Annotated in this window: 17 protein-coding genes and 1 other RNA gene; 10 read left to right on the forward strand and 8 right to left on the reverse strand. The window is 47.3% G+C overall.

The genetic code is table 11. The annotated features are described in order from the left end of the window. Nucleotides 1-122: 122 nt before the first annotated feature. The 6 genes from K2Y22_14860 to K2Y22_14885 all read left to right on the forward strand — a co-directional run bounded on the left by K2Y22_14860 (nucleotide 123) and on the right by K2Y22_14885 (nucleotide 3,772). Entirely contained in the window at nucleotides 123-824 is a 702-nt protein-coding gene (locus K2Y22_14860; GenBank protein MBX9879736.1) for a hypothetical protein, read from the forward strand. A gap of 31 nt (nucleotides 825-855) precedes the next feature. Continuing rightward, nucleotides 856-1,494 (forward strand): hypothetical protein, encoded by a 639-nt coding sequence (locus tag K2Y22_14865; GenBank protein MBX9879737.1) that lies wholly within the window; start codon nucleotides 856-858, stop codon nucleotides 1,492-1,494. A 44-nt stretch (nucleotides 1,495-1,538) separates the two neighbouring features. Next, nucleotides 1,539-2,477 carry a S1/P1 nuclease gene (locus tag K2Y22_14870; protein ID MBX9879738.1) on the forward strand — a complete coding sequence of 313 codons (939 nt, stop codon included), beginning with the start codon at nucleotides 1,539-1,541 and terminating at the stop codon, nucleotides 2,475-2,477. Between the two features lie 71 nt (nucleotides 2,478-2,548). After that, nucleotides 2,549-2,983, forward strand: a complete 435-nt coding sequence (locus tag K2Y22_14875) for a hypothetical protein (protein MBX9879739.1) — start codon at nucleotides 2,549-2,551, stop codon at nucleotides 2,981-2,983. A 24-nt stretch (nucleotides 2,984-3,007) separates the two neighbouring features. After that, entirely contained in the window at nucleotides 3,008-3,307 is a 300-nt protein-coding gene (locus K2Y22_14880; protein ID MBX9879740.1) for a hypothetical protein, read from the forward strand. Nucleotides 3,308-3,316: 9 nt separating this feature from the next. Next, nucleotides 3,317-3,772 (forward strand): hypothetical protein, encoded by a 456-nt coding sequence (locus K2Y22_14885; GenBank protein MBX9879741.1) that lies wholly within the window; start codon nucleotides 3,317-3,319, stop codon nucleotides 3,770-3,772. Between the two features lie 27 nt (nucleotides 3,773-3,799). Here the strand turns inward: K2Y22_14885 and K2Y22_14890 are convergent, their stop codons facing one another. Next, entirely contained in the window at nucleotides 3,800-4,177 is a 378-nt protein-coding gene (locus K2Y22_14890; protein MBX9879742.1) for a DUF5615 family PIN-like protein, read from the reverse strand. A 10-nt stretch (nucleotides 4,178-4,187) separates the two neighbouring features. After that, nucleotides 4,188-4,427: a DUF433 domain-containing protein gene (locus K2Y22_14895; protein MBX9879743.1), complete on the reverse strand. Its 240-nt coding sequence runs from the start codon at nucleotides 4,425-4,427 to the stop codon at nucleotides 4,188-4,190. Between the two features lie 646 nt (nucleotides 4,428-5,073). Between K2Y22_14895 and K2Y22_14900 the strand changes: the two genes are divergently transcribed. Beyond that, nucleotides 5,074-6,180, forward strand: a complete 1,107-nt coding sequence (locus K2Y22_14900; GenBank protein MBX9879744.1) for an alanine--glyoxylate aminotransferase family protein — start codon at nucleotides 5,074-5,076, stop codon at nucleotides 6,178-6,180. Between the two features lies 1 nt (nucleotide 6,181). Here the strand turns inward: K2Y22_14900 and K2Y22_14905 are convergent, their stop codons facing one another. From K2Y22_14905 to K2Y22_14915, 3 genes are all read right to left on the reverse strand, one after another. Further along, a complete protein-coding gene (locus K2Y22_14905; protein ID MBX9879745.1) occupies nucleotides 6,182-6,754 on the reverse strand; it encodes an NUDIX domain-containing protein in 573 nt (190 codons plus the stop codon). A gap of 205 nt (nucleotides 6,755-6,959) precedes the next feature. Continuing rightward, nucleotides 6,960-7,244, reverse strand: a complete 285-nt coding sequence (locus tag K2Y22_14910; GenBank protein ID MBX9879746.1) for a ParB N-terminal domain-containing protein — start codon at nucleotides 7,242-7,244, stop codon at nucleotides 6,960-6,962. Nucleotides 7,245-7,377: 133 nt separating this feature from the next. Continuing rightward, entirely contained in the window at nucleotides 7,378-8,463 is a 1,086-nt protein-coding gene (locus K2Y22_14915) for a hypothetical protein (protein MBX9879747.1), read from the reverse strand. A gap of 387 nt (nucleotides 8,464-8,850) precedes the next feature. On the opposite strand from K2Y22_14915, the gene rnpB reads away from it, so the two are divergent. The 3 genes from rnpB (at nucleotide 8,851) to K2Y22_14930 (ending at nucleotide 10,137) form a co-directional block, all read left to right on the forward strand. Then, nucleotides 8,851-9,316: RNase P RNA component class A (gene rnpB / locus K2Y22_14920), an RNA gene on the forward strand. A 115-nt stretch (nucleotides 9,317-9,431) separates the two neighbouring features. Beyond that, a complete protein-coding gene (locus K2Y22_14925; protein ID MBX9879748.1) occupies nucleotides 9,432-9,716 on the forward strand; it encodes a hypothetical protein in 285 nt (94 codons plus the stop codon). A 1-nt stretch (nucleotide 9,717) separates the two neighbouring features. Beyond that, nucleotides 9,718-10,137, forward strand: a complete 420-nt coding sequence (locus tag K2Y22_14930; protein ID MBX9879749.1) for a PIN domain-containing protein — start codon at nucleotides 9,718-9,720, stop codon at nucleotides 10,135-10,137. A gap of 819 nt (nucleotides 10,138-10,956) precedes the next feature. On the opposite strand, the gene K2Y22_14935 is transcribed toward K2Y22_14930, so the two are convergent. The 3 genes from K2Y22_14935 to K2Y22_14945 all read right to left on the reverse strand — a co-directional run bounded on the left by K2Y22_14935 (nucleotide 10,957) and on the right by K2Y22_14945 (nucleotide 13,652). After that, nucleotides 10,957-11,208 (reverse strand): hypothetical protein, encoded by a 252-nt coding sequence (locus K2Y22_14935; GenBank protein ID MBX9879750.1) that lies wholly within the window; start codon nucleotides 11,206-11,208, stop codon nucleotides 10,957-10,959. A gap of 124 nt (nucleotides 11,209-11,332) precedes the next feature. Then, nucleotides 11,333-11,587: a hypothetical protein gene (locus K2Y22_14940; GenBank protein ID MBX9879751.1), complete on the reverse strand. Its 255-nt coding sequence runs from the start codon at nucleotides 11,585-11,587 to the stop codon at nucleotides 11,333-11,335. A gap of 79 nt (nucleotides 11,588-11,666) precedes the next feature. Further along, the gene (locus K2Y22_14945) at nucleotides 11,667-13,652 is read right to left on the reverse strand and encodes a hypothetical protein (protein ID MBX9879752.1); all 1,986 of its coding nucleotides are present in this window, start codon (nucleotides 13,650-13,652) and stop codon (nucleotides 11,667-11,669) included. Nucleotides 13,653-13,773: the final 121 nt, after the last annotated feature.

Here is a 13,773-nt window from a genome sequence, read left to right on the forward strand (position 1 = left end):
TACTCAAATTTGTTGTTCGGTGGAGGTTGACTATGTATGAGTTTTCTATTCTTCAAATACTGGCGTTTACATTTAGCATTTGGTCTGTCTTTTTTCTCACTGATTTGGTGGTAGGAAAACTGATGGGTAATAAGAAAATTGCCGAGGCAGCAGTGCCTACTTTTCTTGCCGGTTGTATAGTTATGCTTTGTGCTGCTTCTGGTGCAGCGATGTTTTTTGCAAGCGATGATCTCAGTTATCCTTATTCGACCTATATTCAAGATGGCACAACCTTGGTTGAGGGCGAGAAGGTAGTTGAAAGACTGCCGGACAAATTTCAGGAGGCCATTGGAAGATTGCGCTATGGGCAGAATGCCTATTCAATTCGCGAAGCCTCAGTAAGGAACAAGCTGAAGGGCGACGGCATTCAGCAAGATCACACAGTGGTCTGGTTGGAGCGTCCCGAAGATGGTGGTTGGACGGGGCTAAAGAGGCGCTTCGTTTTTGTTGGTGTTTCACACGATGTCTTGGCAAAAGTTGAGCGGACCCTGAAAATCGAACTCTCCGAAGATCAGCTACGAGAGATGCTGAATAATTTTCCTTCTGAATTGAGAGATCCGGTACTCACTACATTCGCATCGGGTGGATACAAAGTCTACGGACTTGGTCCTGTTACGTATTCGACTTTTGGCAGTATCTCTGAAGTCTGTGCCATTCAGCTCATCAAGGAAAAGCAGATGCCCACTGATATAGCCAATCAAAGGCAGCGCGTAATAGTCGATGAAGTCGACGTGTTTGTCGAAGACCGCACTATTACTGGCGGCTCATTGAATATGCGCCCATAATTTGCCCTTTTAGTTTTAGTTGGAGTGAAAAATGAATAGCAAGTTTTCTTGGCGCAAGCCTTTGCTTGCGCTATCTCTTTTTGCTGCTCTAGTGTCCGGTGCCGTTTGTTCTTCTTTTGCGGACACGGCCAATGATGATCTAGACAGCATTCTCAACGCTCCGGCAATGCCGGCTGTCAATGTTTTTCAATCGGAAGCCACGCAAAACGAAGTATTTGCCCAAGCAAATGCCCTTGCGTCAAGAGTGGCAAATATGTATCGCGACGTGCGTTACCAGGCTTATCCTGCCGCACCGGATGCATCAGACATCAAAGTAATTTGCACGGTCACAGTGCGTGATGCTGATACGGATGAGGTCTTGAGTACGATAAAAACTGCTCCTAGACCGGCGTTTGGCTTGCCTCAGGCAATACCGATGCCGCTTTCACATGTCCCACGCAAGCTTGTTGTGATTACAGGCAAGATTGCCAAAGACACATTGCCACTGCTGCAAAACCAACAAAACAAAATGGTGGAAGCAATGGTGCAAATCAAGCGCAATGGATCCTCGCAGTGCACGATTGTTGTATCTGCAGACCACCTTAATGGTGGTGTCTGTACTGGCGTGTCTTTTGTCAGTAAAGACGATGCACTTCCAAATGTTACGGATGTCGTTTACCCAGCGAACTAATCGACATTTTTATACGAACAAATTGTTCGCGGAGGCAAATCCCTATGTTTAAACGATTCCTTTCATTTTTGATTTCGCTGTTCCGCAATCAGCGACAGACGGCTCGCACTTTTAATGGCACCGGTCACATGACTGTGGCTAATCTTGCCTATAAGAAATTGAAGCCGGAAACTAAAAAGCGCGTAAAAGAGCTGCTGAAGCTCAATCCGTATTACGATCGCTGGCAGGCTGCCATTCCATCTGATGCCTCGCAAGATGAACGCGATCGTCGCACATTCATGTTTGCCTCAATGTGGGCAGACGACATCAAGCGCGACAAAAACTATGTTTCTGACAAAGTGGATGGTGGCGGTCAGCAAGACTTTGCCGCCGAGGTCAGCGACTATAGTGATATGCGTATGCACAAGTACTGGCATTACGTTAACTATCCGTTTTCTAACGACGGAACACCGTTGCCGCCAGTGGCCAAGCCGAATTTGGAAACCGCTCTCGGTGACTTGCGTGCAGTGATTGCATCGGATGCCACGGAAGCGCAGAAGTCCTATGCGTTGAGCTGGCTTTTGCACCTGGTTGGCGATGCGCATCAGCCTTTGCACGCTGTTGCCCGCGTAAGCCAAAATGAAAAGGGTGGTGATCTGGGCGGCAACAAAGTATTTGTTATCGTCAAAGGTCGCAATTCTCGGTTGCACTTCTTCTGGGACGATGTTCTGGGAGTAGAAAGACAAGCCTGGCAGGTAAATAAATTGGCGCGAGAAATCCCGTCTGACGATACGCAAGCGACTGCCAATCTGACAGTCAATGACTGGCTGATGGAAAGCTTCAATGCTTGCCGAGAGTTGGTCTACACGGACCCAATTCTTGAAGGCTCCGGTCCTTTCACCATCACTGATGAGTACACCGAGAAGGCAAGGAAATTTATCAAGAAGAGAGTTTCACTTGCTGCCACGCGTTTGGCTAATCTCTTGAACGCTGAGCTCAAGTAAGCAGGCTAAGGAAAAGAGAAGGGCTCTAGGTCCTTCTCTTTTCGTTACCTCAACTTTTGCTGGAGGAAACAATGAAAAAAGAAATTCGATTCCTGATTTTCCTGGTCTTGGCTGTATTCGTTACCTATGGTCGCTATGTCCAATATCAATTCGCCATGGGAAAACTTGGCGTCAAGCCAATGGTTCTGACATTTTCCAAGTCGGGAGACTTGATGGAAATGGCCAATGGCGACGAGAAGAAAGCACCGAAAACAATTCACGTAAAGCAATGGCAAGAAGTGGATTTTGTTCACAACGCACGCCATGCAGAATTCAAAATTGATCGTGCCGCTGCTAACGACCTTTTCTTGCAATATCAGGGTACCGAACAACGTGGTGAAGACACTGTTGAAAAATACGAAGCCTTTAACTACGGGACTACATTCTACCTGCACGTAGATGTGGATGCTGACAGTGGGAAAAAGCACAAAGCAATTCCCTTTGAGGTGGAACCTGATACGCCCTAATTTTAAAAAAGGAGACATAACCCTATGTCTGTCTTCAAAACATATTACGTATCGTCCTACAAGTTTAAATTCAAATGCGTGAAGGGGACGCAAATACTTTCACGTCTGTTGGTTAGAGACAACCGTGTCTATCTGACCATGCTGGAGCCGGAAGGCGTCACCGAAAAAGAGTATCGCTACTTCAACATCATTGGGGATGGCGACAAACTGCCTGAAGGTGTAGACGCCAAGGTTATCGATTCTTACGTCGGACCCAACGGCTACTTCAATTTGCTTTACGAGTACACGCCAAAATCGGTGCAACGCAAGCGCCGAAAACAATAGGAGGAAGTCATGGAAAATTCAAAACGTTCCCAGTCCTTGCTTCCAATTCTGTTTATCATGGCTATTGGTTCTCTGATCATTTCAGGGATTGTCATGGCTATTACAGGAAGTGAGGGCTATTATCTTCGTGCGGCAATGGGTTCGCTTGATCCCAATGTTCGAGAACTATCTCGCATGATACCGCAGACGAAGGAGTACAATCGCGCCTCATCATTGAGGTTGCAAGAGGTGCCGACTGGCGATCCGATCGTTCGTCAGCAGGCTCGCGAATTGGCAAAAGATTGGATACGCACTTTCTACACCAGAATGAACAATTACACTCACGATTTTTGTTTTGTCTTGGTCGATAAAGAAAAGTATTCAATCAACGCCGTGACATTGGCAATTAGAGCCTTTCAAGCAAATGGCTACAAGGTGAAGTTGTCCGATTCCGGCTTCTATTACATTGTCGAAATAGCGGAGTAGCGGAATGTGAGTCGCTAAAAGATGGACTTAGTAAAGCGGCTCGTCGTCTGGTCTATATTCCCGGACGCGATGCCGCTCTACAATCCATAATTTACCTGCTATCGATGATTGGTCCAGAATTCGGATCAGATTTGCCAATGCTGTAAGCAAATCTATTCGGTTTGCTTTGCTTGGGAGACGTAAAACCGCAATTCCGGAGTGTTTGGCGGGACTGAAGAGTAGCGGATTGCTAAATCCCAAATCTAGTGTGACGAGACAGCGCCCCTCTTTGGCACACACAGCAATGAGGCTGTCGTCGGAAGAGCCGCACATCTTTTGATCGGCAACTGTCAGAACTTCGTGCCCTGCCGCTTCAAGTATTTCTTTCCCGCGCTTGCCGATGTTTTCATCAAGTTTGATTTTCAACTGAAAATACCTAACTTGGCAGATCTACATAGCGCTCACGAGTCATTTCGGCACCATATGCAATGCACGCCAAAATGTCATCTTCTGTGATTCCGGGGTGCTCCTCAATAATTTGCTGTGTCGACATGCCGCTGGCAAGAAAATCAAGAATTAGCGACACCCATATGCGATGACCTTTGATGCAGGGTTTTCCAAAGCATATGTTCGGATCGATGGAGATTCTGGAAAGGAGTTCGTCTTTGCTAGTCATTTTTCTATGTCAGTCTGCTGAGAGAGTAAGGCTAATTGCAGCATAGCGCGTGTCTATTTTTTTGTACAGGTTACACTAAGGAGTATAGTAAAACAACAGAAAAAATTTGCCATTGATGAGTATGGCAAATTGAAAAATTGGCGGGGGAAGTGGGACTCGAACCCATCCAGGTATCCTGTGGCCTTCCGCCTCTCCATGCAGCTTCAGAAGTGCCTTTGCTCGTGATGCTTCGTAGGGGCGCATTGCATGCGCCCGTTAAAAAGCAGGAGAGCTAGACACAACTGAAGAAACAGCACTGCTGTTATGAAAATTGCGAAGAGGGTGGGAATTGAACCCACTTAGGCCTGCCATCCCCCCGTGTTGAGGACGCATGTTGTTTATTGCCATACCTAATTAGTGGTTGCAAACAGCCTTATTTCAACTAATTCTTCGCTATCAATATTTGATAGCTTTTGGGATTGGTTGATGGCTGTATTGCTTGCTGGGTATACGTTTTAGCTCTTGGAAAATAATAAACAAATGATTAACAACACCGTAGACAAAATGCGGGGGCAAAGGCAATATTGAAAGCCCGCAATTAATGCTTGCAAGCAATCTTCAATTAGCGGGGCTCTGCTATCCTGGCAGGAACAACGAAAGGAACTATATGCACGTCAGAGACTTCTTGATGATTCCTGGACCAACTCCTGTGCCGGATGCTGTCTTGGAAGCATGTGCGCGACATCCAATTGGTCACCGTACTAAAGAGATGTCGGAAGCATTGAAGTCTGTCGTTGTGGATCTCAAGTGGTTGGGTGATACCAAAAGCGATGTACTTGTTCTCACCAGTTCCGGAACAGGTGCAATGGATGCTGCTATTGCCAATACGATCAACCCAGGAGACAAGGTGCTTAGTCTTGTCTGTGGTGTGTTTGGTAATCGCTGGGCCAAAATCGCAGAGGCTTATGGCGCTGCTGTTGAAAGAATTACTGTTGAGCCGGGTCAATGTATCGATCCGGAAGTCGTGCGTACTAAGTTGAAAGAAAACAAGGACAAGCCATTTAAGGCGGTCACCATTACGCACAACGAAACATCGACTGGTGTGATGAATGATTTGAAGACGATTGCTGCTTTGTGCAAGGAGCACGGCGCGCTTTCAATTGTTGATGCAGTGACAAGCTTTGGCGCTGTTGCAATTCCAATGGATGATTGGGGAATTGATGTTCTCATTACAGGCAGCCAGAAGGCTTTGATGTTGCCACCGGGAATGGCGTTCATTTTCATGGGCGAGCGCGCCTGGCAGGCAAGTAAGGACTGCCGCACTCCGAGATTCTATTTTGATTTGGCTAAGTACAAGAAATCTCTGGAAGATGATACGACGCCATTTACGCCAAATGTGTCGTTCATTATGGGTATGCAAGCCTCAATGAAGCTTTTCCGAGATGAAGGAAAAGACAAAGTCTTTAAACGCCATCAAGATTTGCAAAAGCTCTTGCGTAAAAATCTGACTTCGATGGGATTGAAATTGTTTGCGGCGGACAACATTGCTTCTCCGACAATTACTTCTATTCTGCCGCCCGATGGAGTGAGCGTCGCTGACATTCGTAAAGGAATGAAAGAACGCTTTCGAATCTTTGTTGCTGATGGTCAGGAGTCTCTGCAGGGCAAGATATTTCGCATCGGGCACATGGGCAATGTCTTTGAACGCGACATCTTAATGACCGTTGCTTGTTTGAAGACGGTGCTGGCAGATTTGGGTTTCAAGTCCAAATAACTTAGTTGTATGCCAAGTCTTGATCGGACCCAGGTTGTTCAAGGCGCACTACATTTGATTTGCGACGATTTTTAGCGAACCAATCTTTTATAACTTGTGCATGAGACTCAAATGCGATGTTTGATGGAAGCTCGTGTTCTTCAAAGAAGCGCAAATCCATTGTCTCGCTGCTAAGTGTCAGCGAACCGCCTGTGATTACTTTGGTCCAATAAAATACCTGAATATCGTTATGTCCTTCGGCGATTACCGACAAAATGTTCTTCTTGTTGATGACTGACTCTAAACCGGTTTCTTCAAGCAACTCTCTAGCCGCTGTTTGCTCAGGGTTTTCATAACTTTCCATATAACCACCAGGCAGACACCAATCACCTTTCATCGGCATGTTGCCGCGCCTTACGAGAAGCACGCGTCCTTCTAAACTAACGAGAACATGTGCTCCTGGAATTGGATTATTCCAGTCAATGAAGTTGCATGTCGGCTGGGAACAAGCGGGTGCTGTTCTGTCACCGGCTTCAATGAAAGTTAGAGCATTGCCGCAGAGCATGCAAAATTTTGATTTTATTTCCGAAATCATCTGAGTAAATCCCTCGCCAAGCTCAGATTACCTAACTAGGGTCTTGTATTTAATTTGATCTGAATATGGGGGGAATACGTATGACTGAAATGGGTGCAAAATTGAACCAGCAACATCGGGCGCATGCAATGCGCCCCTACTAAAACACATCGTAAAGAAAGAGAAAAACAAATCGAGACGGGGAGTCCATCTCGATTTGCGTGCGTTATTGTCCTTTGATTACAGCATCGATGTAGGTGATGCCGGCTGCTTTGGCGGCGATGACGCGGTGACGTCCGTCTTCGACGTCGTAGCCACCCAAAGCGCGAGGATGAAGAACAACGCGGACCATGTTGCGACCGGATTCGAAATCGCGGCGCATTTTTTCGATTTGTGTTTTATCGCGAAGTACACGTTGGACGTTCTTTTCAGAGACGAAAATATCGTCAACGGCGACCTCAACGATTTCTTCGTTGGTGTGTTTGTAACCGTGTTTGCGATTGCGATGCATAGCGTCCTCCAGGTGGAGGGCGCTCGCTCATCAAGTACGTACTTACGTCTTGTTAGAGCGAGGCCTCACCTGAAAGGCGCGAATCGCCACAACATCAGTTGTTGTTGCATGCGGGGTTTCCTTGTGTTGGGGTTTACTGTTGGACGCCTTTCATCGAGAGCTTCAAGTTGCCGGACTTTTCATGCACGCCGGTAAATTTGGCGAGAATTACTTGGTCTCTTGTGAGTGCGTCGTTGATGTCTTCAACGCGAGCGGGCACATTGAATTTGTCGATGGAAGCCGGCAAGCTTTCTTCGACTAGAAGAAATGCTCTGTGACCATCCTTGGCAAAATGGGTTACGCGTGCTGAGACGACATCGCCGATGCGAAGATCGCGCTCAAGCTGTTCGCGGCGAGGACGCACGAGAACTGCGCGGCGGCTTACTTTGACAGATGGCTTTTGCTCGTTGGTCAAATCGATATCCGTTACTTCAAACTCAAGCTCGCGCCCTTCAGCTTTTGCGGCGCTGAGATCTTCGGCTTGTCCAAAAATGGACATTTGTGAGCGGATAACCAGGGCTGTAGCGCCACTGGCAAATTCGACAACGGCGTAGGTTGATTCGACCCGGCGAATTTTTGCTGCCACAGTTTGACCTTTCTTCAATTCTTTGAGGAAGGCGAGCTGAGCTGCTGCGGGGCTGACTATCAAGCGACGTCTTGCAGGACGTCTTCCTTCAGCCGGCACCACGGTGACTTCCAGAATTTTGGCAACCAGTGTTTTGCCCTTGGTCACATCTGAGCCGATGCTGCCCAGCAGCGACTTTGGAACAAAAGCTTGAAGTTTGCCGAGTCCTGGAATTTCCACATCGAGGCCGGGATCGTTGCGATGCTTCGCTATGATTTCGACAACGGCTCCTTCTTGCAGGAGTTTGGTAGCGGCAGTCCATGCGTAGGACAACTTCAGTTGCCCATCTTCGCTTTCGTCGCTCACTACCTGAAATTCCGCCGTCTCGTTTTCTACAAGCGGAACTAGCGAAGGAAGTTCATTAGCTGGAATGAAGGATTCTGTTTTCTTGCCTGGAATGGCAATGTATGCACCCTCTCTGGTGATCTTCACCGGTGTGCCGGTGACTGTTTCGTTAGCGCTGCAGTTTTTCTGAGAGGGCGAGAACTCCTCCTCGAGCAGCCGCTCAAATTCGGACCGCTCGTTGGAGCGACCAGGTGTTTGGTTATTATTCATAGTATTTCCGTCTCTTAGACGTTCTTAGTGTTATCCGACGACACGACACACAGCGCTAACCACCTCGATGCAAGTCGAAGCGTGTAACCATCCGATCGCTTCAAAAGCGAGAGTAAAAAGGCAAAACTAATGCGCTGTCTTGGCTTTGGGTATTTCGGAGGAAAACTAGAATGTGAACGAATCGTTAACCCCAACGTAGCTAAATATCGAGACTGAAAGCAACAGAAATGAGTTAGACCTATAGTTCTAATAGATGTTGCGTATAGCGAGGCTTTACAAGCTATAGCGAGAATGGAGGATTGCGACCGAGCAATCCGGAATGGAGCGCGGGTTGCTGGCTGGCTAGCGAAGGCGAAGCTTGCGTAGCCGGAGCGTTATAATGCTAATGAAGTAGCGCAGACTGTTGCGTTAGCTGAGAGCAATCTCAGTTGATGAGGAAAGTCCGGGCACCAACGGGCTGGTTGCTGGGTAATTCCCAGTGCGCGTAAGCGTGAGGATAGTGCCACAGAAATGAAGACTGCCCATGATAAAAGGCGCTAGTGAGGCGAAGGGTTCTGATGAAGAATCCGTAGCCGAACGAACCAGTAGCTGCCGGATGGCTTAGCGAAAGCGAAGCCGAAGGCAAAGCTGGAGCGTTACATGGGTGATGATGCAACGGTGCGGTAAGAGCGCACCAGCAGGGTCGAGAGTCCCTGGCTAGGTAAACCCCGCTAAAGGTGCAAGGCTAAGGTATAAGTCCAGTAAATGATGGCCCATCATCTGGAATTGCCGATGCTGCTAGAGGGTTCAGGTAACTGAACTCGAAGATAGATGACAGTCTCAAACAGAACCCGGCTTATGCGCTACTTCAAATTTTTGATTTTTGCTAGTTTGTCATACGTGTCATACTGACTTATATAAAGGTGGTGGACAATGTGACTGTTTGCTTGTATGCTGGGTGTATGACATGTATGACAAGGACCGAAAAAATGATTCTCAGTGTGCGGTTAGATAATGATACGGAAGTCTATCTTGAAGAATTAGTGCATCGAACAGGTAGCGCCAACAAGAGTCAACTAATCAAGACTTTAATTCTTGAAAGATGGGCCGCCAGTCAACCTGGAAAAACTTTCTTGCAACGACGAGGTGGGCATCCAGCTCACTTATTAAACTCTGGCGAAAACCTTTCCGATAGGCAAGTCCGCAAACAGAAAGTTGCAGAGTATTTAGAGCGCAAATGGCAAATGAAGAAGTCCAAACGCAATACTAAATAGCATGCCAGCAATTCTTCCTATTTTGATAGATAGCGGAATTATTGTCGCTTATTACGACAATTCTGATCCCTGGTTTGCCAAAACAAGGAAATTCTTTGACGACAGTAGAGCACAGTTTGTAACGACTGAACCTTGTACGACGGAGGTAATGTGGTTGTTGCAAGCCAACCATCTGACACAAAATGAATTTCTTTCTGACTTGGCAAAAGGATTGTACAAGTGTGAACCACTAAAAGCGGCAGATTTTGCTCGTATTGCTGAGCTCAATGCTAAATATTCCGATCTAGCTGCTGATTATCCGGATCTATCCTTGATAGCGATCTCAGAGCGCTTGGACATCCCTAGAGTTGCTAGTCTGGATCAAGATTTCAATATTTATCGTCGATTCGGCAAAAAACGTTTTGAGAGAGTGTTTCCTTAGGATGAAGTGCCAATCGAAATTATTCGAACGGCAGTGTCGGGCACTCTAAATAAGTTATAGAGCAACATGATGGATGCCGCCGATAGTTTCGGACACTGATGACAGCGGAGACTAATAAATAGATAGAGGAAAACATCCACATGTCTTCCTCTATCTTGGATGGGCATCAGAACGAAATGTCTATTTGATGAATGCGGTCTACCGTAATTGGCACCTCATAGCGTTTATAACCTTGTCTGAAATCAGCGAAGATCATTTTGTCTGATTGCGCTCCTTTCAAGCACGTGCTTCTTGCTCGAAAAATAAGAAGCGTGTTGTTCCGTCAAACCCTAATTAGCCTGAACGTTGCAATAATGTCCTTTGGGTAGCGCATCTACTCACCGCCCAAGGAACAATTACGAAAACGTCAGCAGAATTAGAAGCTGCAGGAAAGATCGCGAAAAACCGAATAGCTTGCACATTCGCAAGACAGAGGAAGACTCAAATGGACTTCCCTCTGTCTTGTGAATGATTTCTAGTCGAAAAGGTCCGAGACCTTTTGCGCGACAAATTTAATGAATTTTGAGCCGATGGTCAAAACGCCTAGCGCGGCGATGACGACAAGTGCGCCCAAAATTGTTCCAAATAACTCGTTCATTATTGTCACCCTCCTATCTAAGCAAGAGCGCAAAAACAAACAGCATGATGCCGAGGGGTGCCGTATCGGGATTGCCGATGAGCATGATTCCCCAAATTAAGAAAATCAGATTCAACATGGTTATAAACCTCCTGTAAAAAGTTAGAGGGGAAGACGGTGGTAAAACCGTCTTCCCTGCACGTCTACTTGCGCATTTCCTTCGGATGCTTCAACGGATCAAAGAACTGCTTGCCGTCCTTGGCGAAGGCCCAGACGCAGGAGCACTCGCGCATGATAGGAACAACCAAATTGTCCAGGCTGTCCATGTTGAGCGCGTTATTGATAGTCTCCTTGGACTCGCGACGCAGATTGCGATTGGCAAAGCGCTTGTCCTTCTTGTTGCTTTCCGCCTTGGAGAATCCGCAAATAGATGTTTTCTTGTACGAATTGGACATATGCCGTCTCCTAAAGACAGCTTGCTCGCGATAAGAACAACTCTCAATCGCGTCAAGCGTCTTAGAAGACACGCGCTAGGAATGTGTGCATTATTCCTACCTCCTGTGACAAGCTACAAAGTTGTTATTTGCGACGGGCTTTTGGAATCTCGTTTGGATCTGTTTCCAGTCCGGAAGTGTCCTGACCGGAATCGCGCCAGTCGGTGACTTGAGCCAGTTTTGGGATTTGAAGAGAATCCAGTCCGGTCCAGCGAAGGGCGCGAACGAAAGCCTTCTTGATAGTGTTGCGGAGTTTGTGGTTCCAGACACGTTTGTTGGACTTGTTGCTTAGGCGCGTAGTCCATTTGGGTGTGGCATTCTTTTTTCTTGATCTGGACATATTGTGTCTCCGTAAGTGTTTAAGAACGAAAGAGATCGGCGAATTTGCGTCGCCGATCTCTTGAGGGTCACGTCAACGATTACTCGTTGTTTTTGTTGTTGTCTTCTTCCGACTTAGGTGTGCGTCCGAGGAGTCGATCGAGTTCATCTCTGATGGCCCGATACGATTCTCTGAAAGCCTGTCTAAGTTGTTTCAGTGCATCTCTGACAGCGCGGTAAGCGTTGACAAAGAGTGTGACAAAAGACTTGAACTTCGACCAGGCAAACGAGTGTATCTTCGCAAGAAGTTCACTCAACCAACGAGTGGCACGCGGCGCAAGAGTCATTAGCAGTGCTGCCAGAATGCCGAAGGCAATCGGGAACAACCATGCTGTTGTGACGGAGCCGACAAGCAATCCAAGTATGATGGCAAATGTCATCGAGCTTGATTTGAGTGTAGCTATGCCTGCGAGCAGTCCTGTTGAAAGACCGGCTAGCATCCCGAGTACTGTCATGCCGTTAGCATTGCGACCGAAGAATCGTATTGTCTCCTTGGTCAGGACGCGACCAATTACGAGATATGAGAGCGTAATAGACAATGCAGTCAACAGCTGTGGGGCAGCAAGTGAGTATTTAGCTGTCAGCAGTTGAGTACCGGCACCTATTGTGCCTGCCACGAGGGCGTTAACCGAGTGCTGTACCAAAGTCTTTACAGGTGATGCTTTGGACGAATAGACGTCTTTGCGCATCTCATCGATTCTTTCGAACGCTGTTACGACTTGGTCGTACATGGTGACAAGGAATCTGCCTATCGCAGGGTGCGCCAATGGTCTTGTGACGAATCTGACGGTTACGTAGGCTAGGGGGAAAAACAGCAAATAGCAGGCTGCAGCGTGTAGCAATCCGCCACCAATTGCTCCACCTATTCCCCAGCCATCGGTACCAGCTGTAGCCAGAAAGCTTGCTCCTTGATACCAGCCGTAGTGTGCTGATACAAGAACGCTTGCTGTGCGCAGACTGTCGTGGTTTCTGCGTTTGTCATCGTTGGGTTTTTGCTGGGTGGTGACCATTTGTCCGACGAAAATATAGGATAGAACAAAGACAACTGCGCCGATGAGTGACTGCACGCCGACGGCAAGCGCTCCTGTCATACCGACAACTGCCTGAGCCAGATAAGATGACTCAAGAATGTTGAAGGTGTGTTCGAAGATGTTGCGGTAGTTCCTGTCTTTTTCGTCGTATACCTTGGTCATTTCAACAACCAGCTTTTTCAGTCCGCGGCTCACAAAAATGTGGGCGAGCGGGAAGACATCACCAGTAGCTATAAGGAAGGCCACGAAACTCGCCGCCCAGTTGGCATACAATGCAAGACTTGGCGCGATGCTTAAACCTGCTAGGTACTGCGGAGCAGCTTGCGCAGCATAGACGCCAAAGGTTAGAGCGAATACTCTCAGTTGCAGAGTGGATACTAGTGCCCAGAGAGCAGGTATTCCAACGGATGCAACCAATATTCCAACCACCAGACCAACAAGCCCACCAATAATGTTAGGCATTGCAGTAGCAACATAATTGCCTGCAGCAAACGCTAAGTAGATACTTCCGAAAACGGCTCCGGCGTGTGACACGAAAAGGAGCAATTGAGTCAACCAAGACTTCTCGTGCTCGTATTTGGTTTTGCCGTCTTGGACGTACTTTTCACGATCGACTAGGTTCCAGAGGAATGTGTCGCATTTCCAGCCCCGCAGGTAAAACAGCGGGAAAATGACGTAGAAGCCGAGGGCGGCTAAGCCCAGAGAAGGCAACAAGTACGTTTTCCACGCAGCAAGTTGTTCAAAAGCTTTGAGTGTATAGCCGCAGCCTATGCCAGAGCCTAGTGCGGTAAGAATTCCGAAGAATTTGCGGAATCCGTCCCAACCGTTTTTCGTTTCGTAGGTGCGATCATAAAGTTGACGGAACGGTTCCAAAATCAAAACAAACGGTAAGGCGATAATCAGCATGATTTTTTCGATCAGGCTGCGTCCCTTGAATCTTTCCAAAAGTTCTTGAAGGCGATTCGTTTCCTTCTTCTTTTCTGTGTTTGCACTCATAATTGTTTTAACTCCTTTGAGTTGGTGGATGTGACATAGGCAACAAAAAATCGGCAACGAAAATTGCCGTAAGCGACGTGATGGGAAATCACGATGAAAAAATACGAGCTAGCACGGCATA

Source organism: Candidatus Obscuribacterales bacterium, from assembly GCA_019744775.1.
Taxonomy (GTDB): Bacteria; Cyanobacteriota; Vampirovibrionia; order Obscuribacterales; family Obscuribacteraceae; genus SBAT01.